This is a genomic window from Deinococcus hopiensis KR-140 (genome assembly GCF_900176165.1).
In the GTDB taxonomy this organism is placed as follows: domain Bacteria; phylum Deinococcota; class Deinococci; order Deinococcales; family Deinococcaceae; genus Deinococcus; species Deinococcus hopiensis.
This window is the reverse complement of record NZ_FWWU01000009.1, coordinates 1655405-1677095: the sequence shown is the minus strand read 5'-3', so window position 1 is coordinate 1677095 and position 21691 is coordinate 1655405. Positions and strand designations below refer to the sequence as shown.

Sequence of the window (21691 nt, the reverse complement as noted above, 5' to 3'; positions counted from 1 at the left end):
GGCCCTCTGGGCCAGGCCCTGCCAAGGGGCGGAAGTGGAGACGGGAGCAGTATCGCACGCCCCCTGACGCGGGCGAGCTGTTTGGACAATGCCAAGGGGGCGCGCGGCTGGGCAGAGCGGCACGTATACTCGGGGCCGTGACCCTACAGACGCCCGCTCCCGGTTCCGGAAGTCCCATTCCCGGAAGTCCCATTCCCGGAGCGGGAGGGGTGCTGCTCGGGCGCGCGCTGCTGCGTTACCGCAGCGGAGCCTGGGCTTTTTCCAGGGGGCACGTTAAACCCGGCGAAACGTTCGAGCAGACCGCCGTCCGCGAGGTGCAGGAGGCAGCGGGCGTGCGGGCAGACATTCTGGCCGCGCTGCCCACCACCCCGGAAGAGACCTTTCCGGAGGGGGCTTCGATCCGGCGGACGAGGCCGCGCGGATGTTAACCTACCCCGAAGACCAGCAGCAGCTGCGCGCCGCCCTGGCCCTGTGAGGCGGGGGCCAGCGTTTCCCGGAGGACCCCATGCCGCTCTACGCCCTCGATACCCTCGCGCCCACCCTGCACCCCACGGCCTTCGTCGCTCCCAGCGCTGACCTGATCGGCCGCGTGTCGGTGGGCGAGGGCTCAAGCGTGTGGTTCGGCGTGGTGGCGCGCGGCGACATTGAGCCCATCACTGTTGGCCCGCGCTGCAACGTGCAGGACGGGGCCGTGCTGCACACCGACGCCGGGCACCCCTGCACCCTGGAAGCGGACGTGACGGTGGGCCACCGCGCCGTCGTCCACGGAGCCAGTTGCGGGCGGGGCAGCCTGGTGGGCATGGGCGCCGTGATGCTCAGCGGCTCCAGCCTGGGCGCTGGAGCGGTCCTCGCCGCGGGAGCCCTGCTGCGCGAGGGCCAGCACGTGCCAGCTGGGATGTTGGCGGTGGGCGTTCCGGCACGGGTGGTGCGTGAGGCGGGCGAGGTGGGCAACGCTGCGCGCTATGTTGAACATGCCGCGCGTTACCGCCGGGAGCTGAAGTCTGCCCGGCGGGAGGGGAGCCCCGAATGACCTCACCTGGCCTGCCCTCCGGAGATGATCTGCCCGAGGAGCCCGCCGAGCTTATTCCCGAACTCCTGCCCATGTTTCCCGGAGCCGCGCCCTTCCTGACGCGCTTTTTGCCGCAGTCACCGGCCCTTTATGCGGGGCTGAACGTGCAGTTTTGCGACCTGCACGCCTTCCTGAAGTACCTGCATGGCGCCGTGTGGTCCGGCTACCTCCACGCCAAGATCGGCGACGAGAGCGCCGCCGTCCTCGTGTACGAGGGCCGGGCAGTGACGGCGGCGGCAGCCAATGCCACCGGCGAGCAGGCGTTTGGGGAACTGATTCACGTCTACGGGCAGGGTGCGTCGCTGAGCGCCCATCCCCTTGCGCCCACTTGCGCCCACCTGCTCAGCGGCGTGGGCAGCCGGGCCTGGAAGTTCAACCTCACCGCCACCTTCACGGGTCTGCACGCCAGCCCCGCCGGAGCCACCCTGTACTCTCGCGGCGAGGTGATAGCCACCATGCCCGTCGCGCTGCCCTACGAGGGGGCCTTTCCCGCTCCGCTGCGCCCCCAGACCCTGATCTTGCCCAGCAGCCTGGCGGGCTGGGCCCACCGCCCCTACGCCCTGATGTTGCGCGGGCGCGAAGCGCTCAACCCCATCCTCGACGCCCACGCCACCTTTCGCACCCATCACGGCGTCTCGGGACTGGCCCTCCTCAAGGCCGTGCAGTCTCAAATCACCCCCGCCGAATACGCCACCCGTCACGACCTCACCCTGCATGATTTGGAGGGCCTGCTTCAGACGCTTTTAAAGGGTGGGTACATCCGGGAGGGCTAAGGGCCGAAGGTGTGCAGAGCGCAAAACAGAAGGCGAACGCCAGGTCCTCTGCCCTTCGCCCTCTGAATTACTGCAGGGTTCGCGGTAACTCCTGCGTTGCGAGCACCTTCTTCGGCTCGCGGAACTCGATGTTTTCCCACTCGCCTTCCTCGATGACTTCCAGCGCCGGATTCAGGCGGCGGAAGTGGGCCACCACGCCCTGCACGAGGTCGTCGGGCGTACTCGCCGCGCTCGTGATGCCCAGCGACCGTACGCCCGTCAGGTTGAGGTGCGCGAGGTCCGCGTCTGTCTCCAGGCGCTCAGCACGTGGGCACAGCTCCGCCGCGAGTTCCAGCAGCCGCATCCCGTTGCTCGAATGGGTGCTTGTAAGGACCAAAAAGGCGTCCACCTGGGGGGCGATGGCCTTCACCGCGTCCTGGCGGTTCTTGGTGGCGTAGCACAGGTCCTCGCTGGGCGGCACCACCAGCGCCGGAAAGCGGGCCTTCAGGATGTCCACCGTGCGGCGGGTGTCGTCCACGCTCAGCGTCGTCTGGGTCAGCACCACCACCCGCGCGGGGTCCGGCACCTCCACCGTGTTCGGATCGTGCAGCCCTTCTCCTGTTTTGCCCAGGACGCCCACCACGATGGTGTTCTCGGGAGCCTCGCCCCGCGTGCCGATCACTTCCTGGTGCTGGGCGCTATCGCCGATCAGCAGGATTGTGTGGCCCTCCCGCGCGTATTTCTTGGCCTCAGTGTGAACCTTGGTAACCAGTGGACAGGTGGCGTCGATGGTGGCGAGGCCGAGCGAGCGCGCCCGCTCGCGCACCGCTGGACTGATGCCGTGGGCGCTGAACACCACCGTCTCACTGCCGGCAGGAAGGGCCGAAATGTCGTCCAGGCTTTCGACGAAATGCACGTCATGTTCCCCCTCCAGCCGCTCCACCACGGTGTGGTTGTGGACGATGGAGTGGTACACGGTCACGGGCCGGGCCTCCATCCGCGCGGCCTTTTGCACCGCGCCAATCGCCATGACCACGCCCGCGCAAAAGCCGCGCGGCTTGGCGAGGTGAATGCGCTGAACTCCGGCGTGCGTCTCCGTCATCGCCCCAGTGTAGGCGTGGGGGAGTGGGTGCGGGAAGTCCCGTACCGTTCAACGGTTCGGCCCCTCCACGTTGCGCATCCACCATTCCGGGGGCACCGGGCGGCTCGCGCGCGCCCACACGTCCTCGAAGCTGGCGCGCTGCTCGGCCACCGCTTCCCGGTCCGTCGTGGCCAGCACCGCCTCGTTGAGCCCCAGCGGTCCCCACGACGAGAAGTGAAGGTTCATGCTGCCCACCACCACCATGCGGGTGTCCAGCGTCGTGGCCTTGGTATGCATGGCAAAGCTCACGTAACGCGCGTCGAAGCGGTCCTCCACCCCGCGCTTGCGGGCCAGCAGGCGCATCAGGGCAATGCCGCTGCGGTTGGCGTCCCGGTCAATGCCGTAGTCCACCGTAAGCACCCGGACCTTCACCCCGCGCTCCATCGCGGCGAGCAGGGCCTGAAGGTACGGCGGCCAGGTGGCAGGCGGGCAGTCACCAGGCTGAAGAAAGGCGTACCAGCATTGCAGTCGGGGGCTGAAATTGGCCTGCATCAGGTCGATGCTCCCCTGCGCCGCGCCGAACAGGGCCAGCATTCCCCGGTCGGCCTCGTCGTATTCGGGGCGGCGGTACAAGACGAAAGCGCGGGCCTCTCCCGCCGCCTTCAGGGTGCGGGCTGGGCCGGGATGCGTCGGAGCCTCGGTGGGCACGAGGGTGCAGGTCCGCACCACCTTGTGTGCGGGAGTGCTCCCCGGACAACTGACCTGCCGCGAGTGCCGCCACAGGTCGTCGAAGACCGTCACGCCCACCTGCGCCGCCGGCCCCCGCATCCGCAGGCCCAGGTCGTGCAGGTTGCGGCCGCCTGGCAGCGTGTCCGGCAGGTGCCACTCGGTGTAGTTGTATCCGGCCACCGTCAGGTCCACGCCGTCAATGACATGCAGCTTGATATGGCTGTGCGGAAAGTAGCCGTAGTTCGCAACAGCGAGGTGCCAGCCCACCGCCGCGTCGTTCAGCGGCACGCCGAGCCCCGTGAGGTCGCGTACCGCTTCCAACGCCTGGGTGCCGCCGTCCGGGCGGCTGAAGTCGGGAAAGCCGCCAAGCGACAGGCGAACGGTCATCCCGGCGGGGTACACCTCTGGATGCGCCCTCACTTTCGCGTAAAGGTCCCGGACCCCCTCGGCAAAAATCCAGCCCGGCTGGCCCTCGCCCGCGTGCCACTCCATGCTCGTCAGCAGCACCTCGCTGCGGGCGGCCCGAACCTGGTCTGCCGTCTCCTGAAAGGCGTCCGGTTGCTTTGCAATCCGGGGTGTGCGCTGGTAACCCACAAAGGCGTTGCCGCACGACCGGTCCGGCTGGGCGCCCTCCACCGTCACCCGCCACAGGGCGAGCTCCAGCGTGTCGGTCGGGGGCGAGCAGGTCAGGCCGTCGGGGTTGAGCGTTGTCGTGGGCACCACTGGGCCGAGGTGGCTGGGAAAATCCACGGCCTTCGCCACACCGCCCAGCGCCAGCACTGTCAGAAGGGAAAGGAGAGGTCGGAAAGGAAGCGGGAGGCGGGCCAACGGCACCCGGGAAAGATACGCTCCTTTTTCCCCAGCGACGGACGAGGTTCCTGACGGGAGGTGAAGGCTTGGGTGGAGATGTGCGGCGACGCTGCTCGGCGACGCCCTTTTTTGAGCTGGAGCGCTTACGCCCTGAGGAGAGGGCAAAGGGGGTATCCCGGGCGTTGACCGTCAGGCGGTCAGACCGGTTGGTCCCGCCCCAAAGCATGTGTCCAAATGGCGCGGTGCGGGGAAGTGCACCCCTCACGGCGCCATTCTCCCCCATGGGTATTCGGGTTCGCTCTCGGTCAAAAAGAAGTTCTCTTTTTGACACCTGCGCTAATCCACCACTGTGAAGCCCAACACTTCCGCCTGCTCCACGAAGAAATTGATGTTCTCCGTCAGCGTTTGCGGGCCCAGGCTTTTGCGCTCGTGCGCGCCCGTCGCGGCGATGATCAGCGTCTCGGCCAGGCAGGCGGGCACCGCGCCTTCCCCAAATTGCAGGTCAATCTGGCTGGTCATGCCGCCGGGCGGGCGCACCACGCCGCCGGGAATGATCCGCACGCCCGGTACGTCCCGCACGCCCTCATCAACGTCGGCGGGGCGGCCCTCGTCGAAAATCCAGGCTCCGGGCTTGACGTGCTGGGGAAAGATGACCGGGTTGGGGTCCGAGGTGGCCGAGAAAATCAGGTCTGCCTCCCGCAACGTGCCGTAATCGAGGGTGGTCAGAATTTCGGTGTCCTTATTCAGGCGGCGCAGGCTGACCGCGCTGCGCTCCAGCCGCTCCAGATCGCGTCCAATCAGGACCAGTTTGCCGACCTGGGGTGCGATGGTCCGCGCGATGCCGAAGGCCACCACACCGTTTGCGCCCACAATGCCGGCCGTGGCCCCCTTCAGGTCCCGGCCCGTTTGCGCGAAGTGCTCCAGAATGCCGGGAATAGCCGCCTTGATGGTGCCGCTGGTGTAAGCGCCGCCGTTGGTCACGGTAATTTCTGGCACCGCCGCCTGCACGTCCACGCCCTTGTTGCCCACCACGCTCCAGAAGGCGCCGAGGCCCACCACCTCGGCCCCCAGCTCGTGCGCCAGCCGCGCGCCCTCAATGGCCCGCTTCGTCGCCAGCTCTGGCTGATCGCGGAACACGTCGGGCAGCAGGGGACTGCTCAGGAGGTAGCAGCGAATTTCCTTGCCCTCCAGGGTTTTGATGCCGTGCAGCTCACCCACCTTCATGGGCCGCAGGGAGGCGGCCATCTGCCGTACGCTCGCCTCGCTGATCAGACCGCGTTCCACCAGAGGCTTGAGCCACGAAAAGCGCCGCGCCTGCCAGAAATTCTCCAGCGTCATGGGGTGAATCATGAAGGCGGTGACCACCTGGTCGGCCCGCTTGCCGGCCACCGGCACGTCCTCGTCCACGCGCGGCTCAGTCCCGTCCAGAATGCGGCCCAGGTTTTCCTTGAAGCGCCAGGTGGCGGCCACCAGCAGGCCCAGCGCCGCCAGTTTGGCGGGCACGCCCAGCGGCGTCAGGGCCACCAGGCCAGCGAATGTCAGCAGCCCCAGGACGGTGGCGGCGCTGACGTAGCCCCAGTAGCCCACGGCAGCGGCGTACACGATTACCGGCAGCGCCGTGAGCCAGAGCCCCAGGCCCCCGGCCACCGACAGCCCAGCCAGCAGGCCCAGAAGCACCAGGTTGCCCCGTCCGCGGGGCGACGTCTGGCCATACAGCGCCCGCGGCGGGTTGAGGTGTCCCAGGTAGGCCGCCAGCGCCGCAAGCACACACAGTTCGCGCGATCCCAGCGACGAGGCCATCAGCACTGCCAGCACGCCCTTGCCGAAGTCCAGCGCCGCGCTCATCAGTGCCGGGCCCACGCCCACCCGCCGCAACACGTTTTCCACACCGAGGTTGTAGGTGTTGTTCAGCCGGGGGTTGACCCCCAGCCGCGAGAGCAGCCAGTGTCCCAGCGGCAGGCTTCCCACCAGAAACGCGACGACGAGGAGCAGCGCGGACAGAAAGGCCATGCGCGGCATTGTAGCGGGCTTGATGGCGGGCTTTCGGGGGCTGCGCCCGCGGGTCAGCCGTGTTCTGTCGGAACCGACCTCCAGGCCCTTGCGGGGCTGGGGCCGGATTCCTCCCGAGGATTCAGGTTGCTGAGGCGGCGCGAAATGGACCGCGCCACCGTGGGTCTTCTCCTTCGGCGCGCTGGGGCGCTGCTCGGCCTAGAGAAAGTCCGCTTTGGGCCCGGGAAGGGCGCGTGCGTCGGCGGGGGTCTTTGGATTCGGGCGGAGGCAACCCGTTGTCTTCCGAGGGTGATCGGAGGCCAGGCCGTGCGGCTGGAGTTCGTTCAGTCCGCTGTTGGAGAGCTTCCTCGCCTCTGTAACGGCGCTCTGAGTTCAGGCGGCCCTTCCCCGTGCTATCCTGTAATCCCGGAGGCCGAGCGCCCCGGTTTTTCTTTTTGGCCCCACAGCGCAGCCGGATTCGGGGTCAGGCGCTTTCGGAGAAGAGACGATGAAGTTTATTTTTGTCACGGGCGGCGTGGTTAGCAGCCTCGGTAAAGGTGTGGCGAGCGCGTCTCTGGGCGCACTCCTGCGGGCACGCGGCTACAAGGTCACGGCCGTCAAGATCGATCCTTACATCAACATCGACGCGGGCACCATGCGGCCCTACGAACACGGCGAGGTCTTCGTGACCGCTTCCGGAGCGGAGACCGACCTCGACATCGGCAATTATGAGCGTTTTCTCGACCTCGACATTCCGCCGGGCAGCAACATCACCACGGGGCAGGTGTACCTCGAAGTCATTCGCCGTGAGCGGGCCGGGGACTACCTCTCGCAGACGGTGCAGGTCATTCCGCACGTCACCGACGAGATCAAGCGGCGCGTTCGCGCAGCGGGCGAAACGGCGGGCGCGGAAATCGTGCTCATCGAGGTGGGCGGCACGGTGGGCGACATCGAGTCGCTGCCCTTCCTGGAGGCCATCCGGCAGTTCCGCTTCGACGAGGGCGACGAGAACGTGCTGTACCTGCACCTCACCCTCGTGCCGTACCTCGGCACCTCCAACGAGTTCAAGACCAAGCCCACCCAGCACTCGGTGGCGGCGCTGCGCTCCTATGGGATCAGCCCGGATATCGTGATGGTGCGTTCCAAGGAAAAGCTTCCCCCCGAGATCACCCGCAAGATCGCGGCCTTTACGAGCGTGCGCGAGAACCGCGTGTTTTCCTCCTACGACGTGTCCCACGTGTATGAGGTGCCGCTCGCGTTGGAGGAGCAGGGTCTGGGCAAGGCGGTGGAAGACCTGCTGGGTCTGGAGCACATCCACCCCAATCTGGGCGTGTGGCAAAACGCGGTGCGCACCATCAAGCAGCCCAAGAACGAGGTCACCATCGCCATCGCGGGCAAGTACACCGAGATGCCCGACGCCTACCTCAGCATGCTCGAATCGCTGACGCACGCCGGGATTGCCAACGACGCCCGGGTGAACATCCAGTGGGTGAACGCCGAGGAGTTGGCGGAGGGCGACCTCGAAGCCCAGCTCGGCGACGCCGACGGCATCCTGGTTCCCGGTGGCTTCGGCATTCGCGGCATCGAGGGCAAGGTGCGGGCGGCCGAGTACGCCCGCACCCGCGCGGTGCCCTACCTGGGCATCTGCCTGGGCATGCAGATCGCCGTGATCGAGTACGCGCGGCACGTGGCGGGCCTCTCGGGGGCCAACTCCAGCGAATTTGATCCCTACGCTCCCCACAAGGTGATTGACCTCATGCCGGAGCAGCTGGAAGTCGAGGGCATGGGCGGCACCATGCGCCTGGGCGACTGGCCCATGGAGCTGCGTGCCGAAACCAAAATCGCCGAGCTATACGGCGTGCCGGGGGGCGGCATGGTGAAGGAACGCCACCGCCACCGCTACGAGGTCAACCCGGCCTACACCGCCCAGTTGCAGGCGGCGGGGCTGACCATCAGCGGCGTGACGCCCGGTGTGGCGGGGCGCGGGGCGGGTCTGGTGGAAAGCATCGAGATCGCGGGGCATCCCTTCTTCGTGGCCCTGCAGGCCCACCCCGAGTTCAAGAGCCGCCCCATGCGGCCCAGCCCGCCCTTTGCAGGATTCGTGGCGGCGGCGCTCGAGGGTTGTCAGTTGCCAGCGACCAGTCGTCAGCCGGAGACGGCCGAAGCGTAAGGCCCCGTTCGCCCGAAGAAGCCTCAGCCCGGGCCAGGGCTTTCTTCCTGCTGATCGCAGGCCACTGGAGGCTGGATGCCCAGCCTCTTGAGCGCCCCGTCCACCTGCGCCTCCAACGCCTCCAGATCGCCGTGGTTTTCCAGCACCACCGTCGCCCGCCTGCGCTTTTCCTCCGCGGGCATCTGGCGGGCGTCCCGCGCCATCACCTCGGCCTCGGTCAGACCGCTGCGGGCCATCACGCGGGCCACGCGCAGGGTCAGGGGCGCGTCCACCACCAGCACGGCGTTCATGTGTCCCGCCAGCCCGCCCTCGAACAGCAGCGGGATGTCCTGCACCACCCAGGGCTCGCCCCGCTCGGCAGCTTCCCGTTCCAATGCTTCCATTCGGGCCCGCACCCGGGGGTGGGTGATGGCGTTCAGGACCGCCAGCCTCTGCGGGTCTCCGAACACCTCGGCAGCCAGGGCGGCGCGGTCCAGTTCTCCACCACGCAGCACGCCGGGAAAGGCTGCCGCGATCTCGGTCAGCACCGCCGGGTCGCGCGTCACCTCGCGGGCCTGCTCGTCGGCGTCCAGCACGGTCAGGCCCCAGGCGCGCAGCAGGGCCGCCACCGTGCTTTTGCCCGCACCGATGGAACCGGTCAGGCCCAAACGTCGGGGGGGAGGCGGAGCCGTCATGCCCGTCAGTGTATGGCCTCTGTCCACCAGGCGTTCTGTCCTGAACCGTGGCCGAAGTGGAAAATTCAGCCGCCGTCAGAAGAACGTCAAGCCCGCTGCCTATCCTGAAGGTATGCTGTTGTGGCCCGCTATCGTGACTGGACCTTCCCTCTCCCGCTTTTCCCACCGGGTCCGGGGGGCACGGCGGCTCGCGCCCCCGGCTGGACGCGGACCACTGCAGGACGTGCGGCTGACGCGCGCCTGGCTCTCACGCGTACTTCACCCCCGGGAGCGGGCCGTTCCCTATGCTGTGCTCGGCACCGGCTCCGCGCCGGTTCTTGGCTTGCACCCCTTAGCACGCGGTGTTAGCCTCTGCCCGGAGGTTTCTGAGTGAATTCACGCACCCTCGGCCTGCTCCTCACGGCGGCCACCATCTGCAGCGCCGCCGCGCAGACGCAGCCGACGCCTCCTGTTCCGGCCCCAGCGCCCGCTCAGACGCCCGCCTCCACGACGGCGCCTCCGGCGACGGCCACCCCAGCCAAAGCGGCCGTCCCGGTCCGTCCGGCGGCCAATTACGTCGTGCTGGGCAACTACTACTACGAGCAGGGCAAATACGATCAGGCCTACGTCGCCTTCCGGGCCGCTACCGAGATTGATCCCAAGAACACCAGCGCCCTGCTGGGGCTGGGGCGCTCCCAGATCCGGCTGCGCCTGTACGCCCCGGCCACCGAGACGCTGCGCCGCCTGATTCAACTGGCCCCCACGGATCTCAGCGGGTACATCGCCCTCTCGCAGGCCTACCAGCAGCAGTACATCGGGGCGAGCGACCGCGCCTCCGTGGTGGGGAACCTGGGCGAAGCCCTGAAGGTCCTGACCGACGCTGAGGCGGTGGCGGGGGCCATGACGGGCGAGGAACGCAACCAGGGCCTGAGTAAGGTCTGGAACGAGCGCGGCAACGTGTACCGCCTGCAGGGCAACCTGACGCAGGCGATTGGCGCCTTCAGGCAGGCCAGCACGCTGAACCCCGACAACGGCCTGATCCTGTTCAACCTGGGCGACATGTACGCGGCCACGGGCGATCTGCTCGCGGCGCTTGGCAGCCTGCAGCAGGCGGTGATCGCCGATCCCAGGGACGCCTACAACCGCGCCTACTACGCCAAGTTGCTCGCCCTGAGCGGTAACACCACCGCTGCCAAGCCTGAAGCCGCGCAGGCCGCCAAGCTGGCCCCCACCAACGCCTACGCGGTGGGCGAGTACGGCGTGGTCAGCTACCTCTCGCGGGACCCCGCCACCGCCCGCGTTCAGCTCACGCAGGCGATCAAGCTCGATCCGCTGCGCTTTCCTGAGTTCTACTACTACCTCGGGCGGCTGGACCTTGACGGCGGCGATCTGAAGTCCGCCCGAGACAATTTGACCCGCGCCGCTGCGCTGGGCAGCACCACCCCCGAGTACATCTACTACCTGGGCCTGAGCTACGAGCGCGGAGCCGGCGCCGTTGCGCCGGACCGCATCAAGGCCCGCGAGAACTACGAACGGGCCCTGAAGCTCAACGCCAACTACACCCCCGCCAAAGAGGGGCTCGCCCGGTTGCGCTGAAGGTTTTTCCGAAAGGCCGTCGCCTCTCACAGGGGGGACGGCTCTTTTCGCGTCTCGTCTGAACATTCCCTAAAGGCTCCGGCCTGACTTGCCTTTCATGAGGCCGGAGCTAAGATGAGCGCCGATGCCGCCCCCACCCCAACGGGGGGTGAGGGAAAGCGGCCTGAAAGGAGCGCCACCATGACCTACCAGCTTCCCCAACTCCCCTACGCCTACGACGCCCTGGAGCCCCACATCGACGCGCGGACGATGGAGATTCACCACACCAAGCACCACCAGACCTACATCGACAACGCGAACAAGGCGCTCGAAGGCGGTGAGTTCGCCGACGTGCCCGCCGAGGAACTGATTACGAAACTCGGCCAGGTCCCCAGCGAAAAGAAGAACGTCCTGCGCAACAACGCGGGCGGCCACGCCAACCACAGCCTGTTCTGGCAGGTTCTGGGTCCCCAGGGCAGCGGGCAACCCAGCGGTGAGCTCGCCCAGGCCATCACCGACACTTTCGGGTCCTTTGACGCCTTTAAGGAGAAGTTCGAGGACGCTGCCAAGACCCGCTTCGGCTCGGGCTGGGCGTGGCTCGTGGTGCAGAACGGCCAACTGGCCGTCGTGTCTACCGCCAACCAGGACAACCCGCTGATGGGCGAGGCCGTGGCAGGGGTGAGTGGCACGCCGATTCTGGGTGTGGACGTGTGGGAGCACGCCTATTACCTCAACTACCAGAACAAGCGTCCCGACTACCTCAAGGCTTTCTGGAACGTGGTGAACTGGGACGAAGTGGCCCGGCGCTACGCCGCCGCGCAGTAAGCCGGTAAAGAGAAGCGCCCCGGGCTGGCATAGCCCGGGGCGCTTCTGTGTGGCTCTCGGTTTCAGGACGTGGTCCGACGTTCAGCCGCCCTCCTGGCCGCCTGCCGCCGCATCACCGGGGGCACGATCAGGGCCAGCGCCACGACGGTGAGAATAAGGGCCGTCAGCGGTTGCCGGGCAAAGATGCTGAAGTCGCCATTGCTCTGTTGCAGCGCGGTACGGAACTGTGACTCCGCCGTCGGCCCCAGGATGACGCCGATGATGGCGGGGGTGACCGGGAAATCGAAGCGGCGCATCCCGTACCCGATGATGCCGAAGAGGGCGAGCAGGAACAGGTCAAATACGCTGTTGTTCAGCGAGTACACCCCGACGGTGGAAAACACCAGGATGCCAGCGTACAGAAACGGGCGGGGAATCAGCAGCAGCCGGGCCCAGACGGGCGCGAGGGGCAGGTTCAGCGCAAGCAGCATGACGTTGCCGATGTACAGCGAGGCGATGAGGCCCCACACGAGGTCACCATTCGTCACAAACAGCAGCGGGCCGGGTTGCAGGCCGTACTGCTGAAAAGCGGCGAGCAGGATGGCGGCTGTGGCGCTCGTGGGCAGGCCCAGGGTCAGCAGCGGCACCAGCACGCCGGCCGCCGCCGCATTGTTGGCGGCTTCGGGTCCGGCCACACCCTCGATGGCGCCCTTCCCGAATTCCTCGGGGCGGGGCGTGAGCCGCTTTTCCAGCGTATAGCTCAGGAAGGTGGGGATTTCCGCGCCGCCTGCCGGAATCGCCCCGAAGGGAAAGCCCAGGGCCGTGCCACGCAGCCAGGGCTTCCAGGAGCGCCGCCAGTCCTCGCGGTTCATGGAGGCGTTGCCCTCCAGTTTAATCACGTTGCCGGGGTCCTTGCGCAGGCGCGTGGCGACGTACAGGGTTTCGCCGACGGCAAAGAGGCCGATCACCACGGTCACGAAGTCGATGCCGTCAAGCAGTTCGGGAAAGCCGAGCGTGAAGCGGGCCTGTCCACTTTGCAGGTCCGTGCCGATCAGGCCGATGGTCAGGCCGAAAAACAGGCTGATAAGTCCCCGAAGCGGGCTGCCGCCAAAGGTGGCGCTGATGGTTACGAAGGCCAACATGATCAGGGCGAACTTGGCGCTGGGCGGAATCTGTACCGCCACCTCCGCGATGGCGGGTGCAGCGAAGGTCAGCAGCAGCGTGCCGATGGTGCCCGCCACGAACGAACCGATGGCCGCCGTCGCCAGCGCCGCCGCCGCGCGGCCCCGCCGGGCCATTTTGTTGCCCTCCAGCGCCGTGATGATCGAACTCGACTCGCCCGGCGTATTCAGCAGGATGGAGGTGGTGGAGCCCCCGAACATGCCGCCGTAATAGATGCCCGCAAACATGATGAAGGCGCTGACGGGAGGCAGTTTGGCCGTCACGGGCAGCAGCAGCGCCACCGTCAGGGCAGGCCCGATGCCAGGCAGCACGCCCACGAGGGTGCCCAGGGTCACGCCGACGAGCGCCCACAGCAGGTTGAGCGGCGTGAGGGCCGTTCCGAAGCCCGCGAGCAACGAATGAATGGCGTCCATCTACAGCGCTCCCTTCAGTACGCCGGGGGGCAGCGACAGGCCCAGGCCGCGCGTGAAGACGAGGTACGTGACGAGCGCCACGGCCAGCGCCACGCCGAGCATCAGGGGCAGGCGGCGCTCGCCGAAGGCGTAGGCCACACTGAAATACATGATGGCGGTGCCCCCCACGAAGCCGAGCGTGGGCAGCAGCACGGCCCCCAGCAGAAAGCCGCCCAGGATGATCCCAGCGGCGCTCAGGTGAACGGGCGCGTCGAGATCGGTGTCTTCCTCGGCTGCGGGCTCGGCCCGTCCGCCGCGCAGCACGTTCACGGTCAGCAGCATGCCCAGTGCCGTGAGGCCCACGCTGACAATCAGGGGAAAGGCGCGCGGGCCCACCACGGCATTGATGCCGAAGGGAATCTGGAGGCTGCCCAGCAGCAGCAGGCCCCCCAGCAGCGTGACTCCCAGCGCGACGAGCAGGTCCGGCACGCTGAGGCCAGCCGCTTCTTGGGGCAGCAGCGGGGGAGAGGGAACGGGGGAGGGAGGTGGAACGTCGGGCATAGAGGGCTCCTGAAGGCTGTCAAGTGGGGAAAACGAAAAAAGGGAGCGGCGCTGTTTCCAGTCCGCCCCCTGAGGGAGGTCTTTACTTCACCAGCCCGATGTCCTTCAGGATGCCCCGCGTCCGGTTGGCCTCCACCTTGAGGTACACGTCGAACCGGCTGCCGCTCATGTACAGGTCCGTCCACTTGCGGGTGGCGAGGGTGTCTTTCCAGGCCTTGCTGGCGTGCATCTTGTCGAGCGCCGCGACGAGGGCCGCTTTTTCGGAGGCGCTGATGCCGGGAGGGGCCACGATGCCGCGCCAGTTGGCGAGGGTCACGTCCAGGCCCTGCTCTTTGAAGGTGGGGACGGGAATCCCAGGCTGACGCTTGGGCGCGCTGATCCCGATGGCGCGCAGCTTCCCGGCCTTGATCTGCGCCTCGAACTCGCCGTACCCCGCGACGCCCGCCGCCACCTGGTTGCCCAGCACGGCGGCCAGCGTTTCGCCGCCCCCACTGAAGGGCACGTAGTTCATCTTCTTGGGATCCACGCCCGCCGCCTGGGCAAGCAGGCCGACGAGCATGTGGTCCGTGCCGCCCGCGCTGCCGCCCGCAAAGGCCACGCCGCCCGGGTTTGCCTTCCAGGCCGCTGCGAGGTCTTTTACGCTCTTGTAGGGACTGGAGGCAGGTACGACGACGACCTCATATTCGCCGGTCAGGCGGGCGATGGGAGTCACGCGCGAGAGGTCCACCTTGCTGCTGTTCGTCTGGATGGCTCCCACCATCACCAGGCCCATCGTCATCAGCAGGTTGCCCTCGCCCTTGGCGTTGTACAGCTGTGCCAGGCCGATGGTGCCGCCCGCACCGGGTACGTTGAACACCTGGACGGGTTTGGCGATGCTCTCGTCTTGCAACACCGACTGGATGGCCCGGCTGGTCTGGTCCCAGCCGCCGCCGGGGCTGGCCGGGGCCATGATCCTGAGGTTGTTCAGCCCCTGGGCGGTGGCAAGGGGCGCGAGGGCGGTGACGAGGGCGAGGGACAGCACTTGCTTGAGCAGGACGTTCTTCATGGGGACTCCTCCGGGTGGGCCGTCAGCACGGCCGCAGGAACTGGGTTGTCAGAACTGCCTCACCTTAGCCGCGTCTTCGCCTGTATACAAGGCTTTTTTCTCGTAACACACGGACTTTTCGCGATCTTTATTTACAGCGCTGAACGCAATGCACGTAACCTCCTGCGCCCCACTGTCCCGCCTACAATGGCTCCACACCCATGTCGCCCCCACCGCGTCCCCGTCCGGCTCCGGTTCGTGAGCGCCTGCCCCGCAGAGGGTTGCAGTTCCGTCTGGTGCGGCTGCACCTGCTGGTGCTCTGCGCGATGACGTTGGCGCTCGCGGGCGTGCAGACGGTGCAGCTGTACGGGCAGGCCCGCGAACGGCTGGGCGAGCGGGCGATCACGGTCAGCCGCCTGGTGGCCCAGTTGCCCTACGTGGTGGTGGGCGCGGCGGCGGGGCGGCAGAACCGCGCGCTCAACGCGGAGGTGGAGGTGCTGCGGGCGCAGGCGGGGGCCGACTTTATCGTGGTGGGCGACCGCCGGGGCATTCGGCTGGCGCACCCGGTGCCCGGGCGGTTGGGGCAGCCGATGGAGGGTGGAGACAATGTCGGGCCCCTGGCGGGCCGCGAGATCGTCTCCGTGGCGCGGGGCAGCCTGGGGCTGAGCGTGCGGGGCAAGGTGCCGGTCCAGCAGGGGGGACGGGTGGTCGGCGTGGTCAGTACGGGTTACCTCATGCCGCAGGTCTGGCACCTCGTGGCCGAGGCCCTGCTGAGCCTGACGCCCTGGTTTGTGCTGGCGCTGGGGTTGGGCACGGTGGGGGCGGTTTGGGCTGCCCGGCGACTGCGGGCCGAGATTCTGAACCTGGAACCCGAACAGATCGCGGCCCTGGTGGGGCAGCACCGCGCGGTGCTCGCGGCCCTGCGTGAGGGCGTGATCGCGGTGGACGGGCAGGAGTGCGTGACCCTGGTGAGCGCCCGTGCCGCCGACGCGCTCTTGGACGTCCCGGTCCCGACGCCTCTGGAAGACGTCTGGCCGGAACTGTCCGCGCACCTGCAGGCCACGGGCCTCTTGCGGCAGCAGAACGTGGAGCTGACCCTGGGCGGAGAGCCGGTACTCGTGAACATCGAGCCGCTGGAGAACGGTGGGTTCGTGGCCAGCTTCCGGGACCGGGCCGAGGCGCTGGCCCTGGCCGACGAACTGACCCACGCGCGCGGTTTCGTGGATGTGCTGCGCGCCCAGACACACGAGTACCAGAACCGCCTGCACGTGCTGTCGGGACTGCTGCAACTGGGCCGGCCCGAGGAGGCGTTGCGGGTGCTGGATGCCGAGATCGAACAGGGCGCGCAGTTCCGGGGACTGCTGCGCGACGTGCAGGTGCCCCGGCTGGTGGCGTTGCTGGCAGGCAAGCGCGAGCGTGCGCAGGAGCTCGGGATTGCCTTCCGGGTCGTGCCCGAAAGCAGCCTTTCCGCGGTGTGGGAGCGTCACGCCGACACGCTGGTGACGGCGGTGGGCAACCTTACGGAAAATGCCTTCGAGGCGCTGGCCGGTCGGCCCGGAACGGTGACCGTCCTGATCGGCGAGGACCCCGAGGGCGTGCAGATCGAGGTGGAAGACAGCGGCCCCGGCGTGTCCCCGGAAGTCGCTGCCCGGCTGTTTACCCGGGGGGCCAGCAGCAAGGGTGAAGGTCGGGGCTATGGCCTGGCGGGCGTCTGTGCGCGTGTGCAGGCCCTGGGGGGCGAGATCCGGCAGGCACGCCGAAGAGACCGGACGGTCTTTCAGGTCAACCTTCCGGCCCTCGCGCCCTTTCCGGCGCCGCTTGAGGTTCCATCCGTGGAGCAGGCGTGAGCCGCGTGCGTGTGTTGCTCGTCGAGGATGACCTGCGGGTCGCCCGGGTCAACCGCGAGCTGCTGGAGCGTGACCCCGACGTGCATGTGGTGGGCAGCGCCGCCACCCTGGCGCAGGGAGACGCCCTCGTGCAGGTGCTGGTCCCCGATCTGGTGCTGCTGGACGTGCATCTGCCCGACGGCAGCGGTCTGGTCTTGCTGCGGCACTGGCGCTCGCAAGGACGGACGACGGACGTGGCCCTGATTACCGCCGCCGACGACGAGGCCAGCGTGCGGACGGCGCTCGCGCAGGGGGCCTTCGACTACCTCATCAAGCCCTTCACGGGGGCCCGCCTGGCCGAGGTCATTGCCCGCCACCGCGCCCGGCGTACTCCGCGGGGCACGCTGGATCAGGCACATCTGGACCGGTTGCTGGGCGTGGGAGGCGCTTCGCCGGAGACGCTGCCGCGCGGCATCGACGCCCATACGCTCGAACGGGTGGCGGGAGTGCTGGAGGGCGCGGGCCAGGCCCTCAGCGCCGAGGAAGTCGGGGACCGCGTGCACCTGTCGCGCGTGACGGCGTGGCGCTACCTCGAACATCTGGTTCGGACGGGGCGGGCCAGCCTGGATCACCAGTACGGCCTGGCCGGACGGCCCGCCAAGCTGTACCGGGCGCAGGCGGGAAACGCTGCTCAAGATACGCCACAGCCCGAGGACTGAGGGCCGCTCTGGTCGCGCTGTCGCCCCTCCGTCGGGCGGACCCAGCCGGGGGTCCCGGCCAAACCTGAGGGCCGGGTGAAGGAGCGCCGCCCCGGGGCCGGGACGCACGGCCGGGTGCGGGTACGGTGCCCTCTGCGCCGCCTCTTCCCCTTCCAAAGGCCCCGTTCAAACGCGCCTTTGAGGTGGGCTTGGCATGAATTTCAGGGTCACTGGCCTGCCACGGTTTCAGTTTGCCTCCACCGGCATCTTCCACTTCTTCTCCGCGTCGCTGACGGTGGGCCTCGCCTTTTGCGGTGATGAAGACCTTCACCGGCGCGCGGCGGGGGCGCGGGCGTCCTCCAGGCAGGTGTCCAACTCTTCTGGCCACCTGTTCCTGATCAACGTCGCGGAGGGTGTGGTTACCGGCATCGTGCAGGAGTTTCAGTTCGGCATGAACTGGTAGCGGGTACTCCACCGTTCGTGGGAAACATCTTCGGCCTGCCGCTCACGCTGGGGGTGCGGATGGCCTTCTTTCTGGGAAGCACCTTTATCGCGCTGCGGTGGTCTGGCAAAGACCGCATCCAGCCCTGGATGCGTCTGGGCAGCGTCGGGCGCGTGTCGCCATCACGGCGCAAATCAGCACCTTCTGGACCGTGCTGGCAAACGCCTGAATGCGCCACCCCGCCGGCAACAAGGCGGGCGTGGGCTTCGGTAGGGCCGCGTTCAATTGCGAGGCGTGGCTGCCCTTCACGTTGCAGGCTCGGCTTTCGCGCTGTTGCTGTGGGCAGTGGAGCGCCGCTCGCCAAACGAGGCCGTTCTCCTCGTCACCCACGAACCCGGGATACTTGGGACCTCGGCGGCAGGAGAGCTTCCCAGTCAGGAATATGGGAAGGATGGAGAAAGGGTGACGCTCCGTTCTCGCTCCCGTGAAGAAGGCTTCACCCCATCCTGACCCCCGCCCCCTACACTGGTCCTCCGATGCGCGCTCCGCTGCCCTGTGCCCTTCTCGCCGTGCCCCTGCTGCTCGCGGGATGTATCCCTGCGGCGGCGGTGCCCACGCATACTGCGGCCCTGGATTTCGGCGGCTCCGCTCCCGACGTGGTGATCTTCGCCATGTCGGGCCGCTGCGGTACCGGCTGCGCCGCGCCGCGCGACAACTGGGACTACCTGACGGCGCGCGGTACGGTAGACCGGTTGGCAGACGTGTTCGCGGCGGCGGGCTACCGGGTGGAGGCCGCTGGGTACGCCTCCAACGCGGCCCCCGCCTTCTCCTCGCGACTGACCCATACACCCCAGCGGGGCTACGCCGCCCTGGAAGCCGACTACGCCCGGCTTCAGACGGCCTGGCCCGGGCAGCCACGCCCACGGGTTGTGCTGCTCGGCCACTCGCAGGGGGTGGCGTGGCTGCACCACCTCGCGAGGGTCACGCCCGAGCAGCCCGTCGCCCTGCAGATTGACCTGGACGGCATCTGCGCGGCGTGGGTTTCGGACCACGGGGCCGCGCTCGCCTCCTGGCCGCAGGACCCGGCCCGGCCCTCACCGCTGGAGGCGTGCAGCCTCTTCCGACTGGGCAGCCGCACCCTGCGGGGCAAGGACATCGTGTGGCCCAACGTCGCCCGCAATCTGGAAGTGCAGAGCAAGCGCCTGCCCTCACTTACAGGCGCGGGGGGCGGTTTCGCGTTCAACTACCTGTTCGAGGTTACGCCCAATGCGCGGGTGGACGGCAGCGTCGCGGGTACCGAGCGTTTCGTCTCGGCCCGCGAGGACCACAGCGCCGTCTCGTATCCGAACAGCGACTCCCTGCGTTGGGTCAGCGAGCACGTCACCGAACTCACGGTGGACTGGAAGCGCGCGGACCTCGCGCGTCTGGCCTCCTTCTCCTCCTCAGCCACTGTTCGGTAGGGAGGCCAGCCAGTCTGCCGCCGCCCGGGCACCCAGCAGCTGCGCACCCCGCTCAGGTGGAAACCACGCCAGCAGCGCGAGCAGGTCGGCCCTATGGTGCCCGTTCAGGTCACCGAAAATCACCTTGTGGTCCCCATCGGCGAGTTGAAGCAGGCCCTTTGGCTCTGCGGTCACCCGTTGTCCCACCGCGAGTGGCGTGCCCAGCCACACTCCGTCCACCTCGGAGCCGTCGGCGGGGTTGAGCCGCCCCGGCAAGCAGCCGTAGTTGACGGGCGAGGGCCAGGGCTCCGTGCGGTACGGCACCACCTCGCCTCCCTCCTCAGCGCCCACCCACCGAAAGCGTTCCAGCGTGCCGCGCGTCCACTCCACGATGCCTTCGATCGCGCCTTCGGCAAGCTGTTCCCCGCTGCTCACGGTTGCACCTCGTACAGCTCCACCTGACGCAAGACCGTCCCGCCAAATGACAGAACCGCCCGGTACGCGCCCTTTTCAGGGGCGTCCAGCCGGAAGGTGGCGCCGCGTTGCCCGGCGTCGAGGTAGACGCTGTCGCGCCCGAGTTCGCGCGCGCTGTCGAACCACACGGCGCTGAGATACCCAGGCTCGAAGCGGCCCTCCACCTGGGCTTTCAGCACCAGCGTCCCGCTCTCCCGCACCAGGGTGGCCGAAGTGACCCGGGTGGGTAGCGTGACCTGGACGGGTTTCGGGATCAGCGGCACGTAGTTGTAGCGGCACCCACCCAGGCTGGGCGCGAGCAGACCCGCAAGCAGCAGCACTCGGGCGGGGAGGGAAGGAGCGGGCATACCGGCATTGTAGAAAGCCGCGGTGAGGGAAAGACGAGCCCGCCACTACACGCCCGTCGCCACCACCGCCCCCAGCAGCGCCACCGGGGCCGTCTCCGCCCGCAGAATGCGCGGCCCGAGCGTGATGGCGACGGCCCCCCTTGAAATCAATGTGGAAACTTCGGCGTCGGCCAGCCCCCCTTCAGGACCGGTCAGAACCGTAACGGGCACGTCCCACGCCAGGTGCTCCGTGATCCGCTTCTGGCTGCCCGGCTGCGCGACGAACAACTGGCCCTCCCAGGAATAGCCCGCCAGCGGCAACGGGGCCAACACCTCAGGGGTTACCGCACGGCGCGACTGCTTGCTGGCTTCCTCGGCCACCCGGCGTAGACGCAGCAGCTTTTGCGTGCCGATCTCGCGGGCATCGGCGTGCTGGGTGACCAGCAGCTGTACCCGCGCCACCCCGAGTTCCGTGGCCGCCCGCACCACGTCGCTGAGCTTGTCTCCCTTGAGGAGCGCCACCGCCAGCGTCAGGGGCTGTGGCGTCTCGGCGGCTCCGGTTAAAGGTGTGCCCAGGGTCACCACGGCGCGGACTTCCTCCAGCACCGTGAGGGTGGCCTCGGCCTCGGCCCCGCGCCCATCGAACACGTGCAGGGCGTCGCCCGGTCTCAACCGCAGCACCTGCAGGTGCCGGACCTCGCGCGGTCCCAGCACGATCTCGGGCGTCAGTGCCTCCACACGGACCCGGTGAGTGGCCACGGCCCTTACTCCAGTGGCGCGCGGGCCGTGACCAGTGCCCACTCGCCGTCTTGCGTCTCCACCACGTCCACGAAGCCCTCGCGCGCCAGGGCTTCGCGTACCAGCGGCAGTTTGACCGTCAGGATGCCCGTCAGTACCAGTGGCCCCCCGGGCAAGAGGTGCGCCAGGTACTCCCCGGCCAGCAGGTCGTGCAGCTCGGCGTAGAGGTTCGCAACCACCACGTCGTACGCCTCCACGCCTTCACCCGGAAAGGTCAGGGCGTCCAGGCCCAACGTGCCTTCCTCGAAACGGACCTGCCCGGCGTCTACCCCATTGATTTGCGCGTTCTCACGCGCAATCGGGATGGTGATGGGGTCGATGTCCACCCCAAAGGCGAAGCGCGCGCCCAGCAGCGCCGCCGCGATGGCGAGCACGCCGCTGCCCGTTCCCACGTCCAGCACGCGCGCGCCCGTGCCGCCTGGCCCCCGCGTTTCCAGTCCCAGCGCCGAGAGGGCTTCCACCGCCAGCCGCGTGGTGGCGTGGTGCCCGGTGCCAAAGGCCATGCCGGGCTCGATGACCAGCGGTAACTGCCCGCCTTCGACCTCGCCGCGCAGCCAGGGGGCGACGATGGTCACGCCGCCCGCGCGCACCGGGCGCAACGTCCGCTTGAACTCCGCCATCCAGTCCTGATCGGCTTCCTCGCGCCACTCGCCGTCCGCCACCTCGGCGGGCAGGTCTGTAGGGGCTTCAAAGTAGGCGCGGATCATGCCTGCCCGCTCCTCCAATCCGGTGGCTCCGGCCCCCCACAGCAGGTCGAGGTCGGCTTCACGGGTTTCCAGGGTGCCAGGCAGGTGGTACACGAGCATGGGGGAGAGTGTAGGGCACGCGGGAAGGAGAGGGCCGCCCGCCCCCTCTGCCTAACTCCTGACCCCTGACCCCTCACGCCTCCCTCCTATA

22 protein-coding genes are annotated in these 21691 nt (G+C 68.2%); 11 read left to right on the top strand and 11 right to left on the bottom strand.

From position 1 onward, the window contains the following. Positions 1-137: 137 nt before the first annotated feature. From B9A95_RS21705 to B9A95_RS21695, 3 genes are all read left to right on the top strand, one after another. Positions 138-428, top strand: a complete 291-nt coding sequence (locus B9A95_RS21705; protein ID WP_245808428.1) for an NUDIX domain-containing protein — start codon at positions 138-140, stop codon at positions 426-428. Between the two features lie 77 nt (positions 429-505). Then, positions 506-1030, top strand: a complete 525-nt coding sequence (locus B9A95_RS21700; RefSeq protein WP_084049178.1) for a gamma carbonic anhydrase family protein — start codon at positions 506-508, stop codon at positions 1028-1030. After that, the gene (locus tag B9A95_RS21695; protein WP_084049177.1) at positions 1027-1842 is read left to right on the top strand and encodes a hypothetical protein; all 816 of its coding nucleotides are present in this window, start codon (positions 1027-1029) and stop codon (positions 1840-1842) included. The genes B9A95_RS21700 and B9A95_RS21695 overlap by 4 nt, the downstream gene beginning before the upstream one ends. A 67-nt stretch (positions 1843-1909) precedes the next feature. On the opposite strand, the gene ispH is transcribed toward B9A95_RS21695, so the two are convergent. From ispH to B9A95_RS21680, 3 genes are all read right to left on the bottom strand, one after another. Next, entirely contained in the window at positions 1910-2923 is a 1014-nt protein-coding gene (ispH, locus tag B9A95_RS21690) for a 4-hydroxy-3-methylbut-2-enyl diphosphate reductase (protein ID WP_084049176.1), read from the bottom strand. A 48-nt stretch (positions 2924-2971) separates the two neighbouring features. Further along, positions 2972-4411: a phospholipase D-like domain-containing protein gene (locus B9A95_RS21685; RefSeq protein ID WP_245808427.1), complete on the bottom strand. Its 1440-nt coding sequence runs from the start codon at positions 4409-4411 to the stop codon at positions 2972-2974. Between the two features lie 366 nt (positions 4412-4777). Then, positions 4778-6451: a glycerol-3-phosphate acyltransferase gene (locus B9A95_RS21680; protein ID WP_084049174.1), complete on the bottom strand. Its 1674-nt coding sequence runs from the start codon at positions 6449-6451 to the stop codon at positions 4778-4780. A gap of 487 nt (positions 6452-6938) precedes the next feature. On the opposite strand from B9A95_RS21680, the gene B9A95_RS21675 reads away from it, so the two are divergent. Continuing rightward, entirely contained in the window at positions 6939-8600 is a 1662-nt protein-coding gene (locus B9A95_RS21675; protein WP_084049173.1) for a CTP synthase, read from the top strand. A gap of 23 nt (positions 8601-8623) precedes the next feature. On the opposite strand, the gene coaE is transcribed toward B9A95_RS21675, so the two are convergent. Continuing rightward, positions 8624-9274: a dephospho-CoA kinase gene (coaE, locus tag B9A95_RS21670; RefSeq protein WP_084049172.1), complete on the bottom strand. Its 651-nt coding sequence runs from the start codon at positions 9272-9274 to the stop codon at positions 8624-8626. Between the two features lie 369 nt (positions 9275-9643). Here coaE and B9A95_RS21665 point away from each other — a divergent pair, with 369 nt between their 5' ends. Both B9A95_RS21665 and sodA read left to right on the top strand, forming a co-directional pair. Then, positions 9644-10849 carry a tetratricopeptide repeat protein gene (locus tag B9A95_RS21665; RefSeq protein ID WP_084049171.1) on the top strand — a complete coding sequence of 402 codons (1206 nt, stop codon included), beginning with the start codon at positions 9644-9646 and terminating at the stop codon, positions 10847-10849. Between the two features lie 180 nt (positions 10850-11029). Further along, positions 11030-11653 carry a superoxide dismutase [Mn] gene (gene sodA / locus B9A95_RS21660; RefSeq protein ID WP_084049170.1) on the top strand — a complete coding sequence of 208 codons (624 nt, stop codon included), beginning with the start codon at positions 11030-11032 and terminating at the stop codon, positions 11651-11653. Positions 11654-11715: 62 nt separating this feature from the next. On the opposite strand, the gene B9A95_RS21655 is transcribed toward sodA, so the two are convergent. The 3 genes from B9A95_RS21655 to B9A95_RS21645 form a co-directional block, all read right to left on the bottom strand. Continuing rightward, the gene (locus tag B9A95_RS21655) at positions 11716-13227 is read right to left on the bottom strand and encodes a tripartite tricarboxylate transporter permease (RefSeq protein WP_084049169.1); all 1512 of its coding nucleotides are present in this window, start codon (positions 13225-13227) and stop codon (positions 11716-11718) included. Beyond that, complete coding sequence (locus B9A95_RS21650; protein ID WP_084049168.1) at positions 13228-13767, bottom strand: tripartite tricarboxylate transporter TctB family protein; 540 nt, start codon at positions 13765-13767, stop codon at positions 13228-13230. An 82-nt stretch (positions 13768-13849) separates the two neighbouring features. Then, complete coding sequence (locus B9A95_RS21645; RefSeq protein WP_084049167.1) at positions 13850-14812, bottom strand: Bug family tripartite tricarboxylate transporter substrate binding protein; 963 nt, start codon at positions 14810-14812, stop codon at positions 13850-13852. Between the two features lie 200 nt (positions 14813-15012). On the opposite strand from B9A95_RS21645, the gene B9A95_RS21640 reads away from it, so the two are divergent. The 5 genes from B9A95_RS21640 to B9A95_RS21625 all read left to right on the top strand — a co-directional run bounded on the left by B9A95_RS21640 (position 15013) and on the right by B9A95_RS21625 (position 19217). Continuing rightward, positions 15013-16638 (top strand): ATP-binding protein, encoded by a 1626-nt coding sequence (locus B9A95_RS21640; protein WP_084049166.1) that lies wholly within the window; start codon positions 15013-15015, stop codon positions 16636-16638. Then, positions 16635-17336 carry a response regulator gene (locus B9A95_RS21635; RefSeq protein WP_084049165.1) on the top strand — a complete coding sequence of 234 codons (702 nt, stop codon included), beginning with the start codon at positions 16635-16637 and terminating at the stop codon, positions 17334-17336. Before B9A95_RS21640 ends, B9A95_RS21635 begins: the two co-directional genes overlap by 4 nt. A gap of 193 nt (positions 17337-17529) precedes the next feature. Then, positions 17530-17778, top strand: coding sequence for a cytochrome ubiquinol oxidase subunit I (locus B9A95_RS36380; RefSeq protein WP_084049164.1), 249 nt, complete (start codon positions 17530-17532; stop codon positions 17776-17778). 59 nt (positions 17779-17837) lie between these two features. Then, positions 17838-18245 (top strand): hypothetical protein, encoded by a 408-nt coding sequence (locus B9A95_RS37260; protein WP_425429977.1) that lies wholly within the window; start codon positions 17838-17840, stop codon positions 18243-18245. A 48-nt stretch (positions 18246-18293) separates the two neighbouring features. Then, positions 18294-19217: a hypothetical protein gene (locus tag B9A95_RS21625; RefSeq protein ID WP_084049163.1), complete on the top strand. Its 924-nt coding sequence runs from the start codon at positions 18294-18296 to the stop codon at positions 19215-19217. Here B9A95_RS21625 and B9A95_RS21620 read toward each other — a convergent pair. From B9A95_RS21620 to B9A95_RS21605, 4 genes are read right to left on the bottom strand one after another with little or no spacing between them, the layout of a single operon-like run. Next, on the bottom strand, positions 19200-19631 hold the full coding sequence (locus B9A95_RS21620; protein WP_245808426.1) for an inorganic pyrophosphatase: 432 nt from the start codon (positions 19629-19631) through the stop codon (positions 19200-19202). The two genes, B9A95_RS21625 and B9A95_RS21620, sit on opposite strands and share 18 nt — an antisense overlap. After that, positions 19628-20017, bottom strand: a complete 390-nt coding sequence (locus tag B9A95_RS21615) for a hypothetical protein (protein WP_084049162.1) — start codon at positions 20015-20017, stop codon at positions 19628-19630. The genes B9A95_RS21620 and B9A95_RS21615 overlap by 4 nt, the downstream gene beginning before the upstream one ends. A 45-nt stretch (positions 20018-20062) precedes the next feature. After that, positions 20063-20755 (bottom strand): 16S rRNA (uracil(1498)-N(3))-methyltransferase, encoded by a 693-nt coding sequence (locus B9A95_RS21610; protein WP_084049161.1) that lies wholly within the window; start codon positions 20753-20755, stop codon positions 20063-20065. 5 nt (positions 20756-20760) lie between these two features. Beyond that, complete coding sequence (locus B9A95_RS21605) at positions 20761-21600, bottom strand: 50S ribosomal protein L11 methyltransferase (RefSeq protein WP_084049160.1); 840 nt, start codon at positions 21598-21600, stop codon at positions 20761-20763. Positions 21601-21691: the final 91 nt, after the last annotated feature.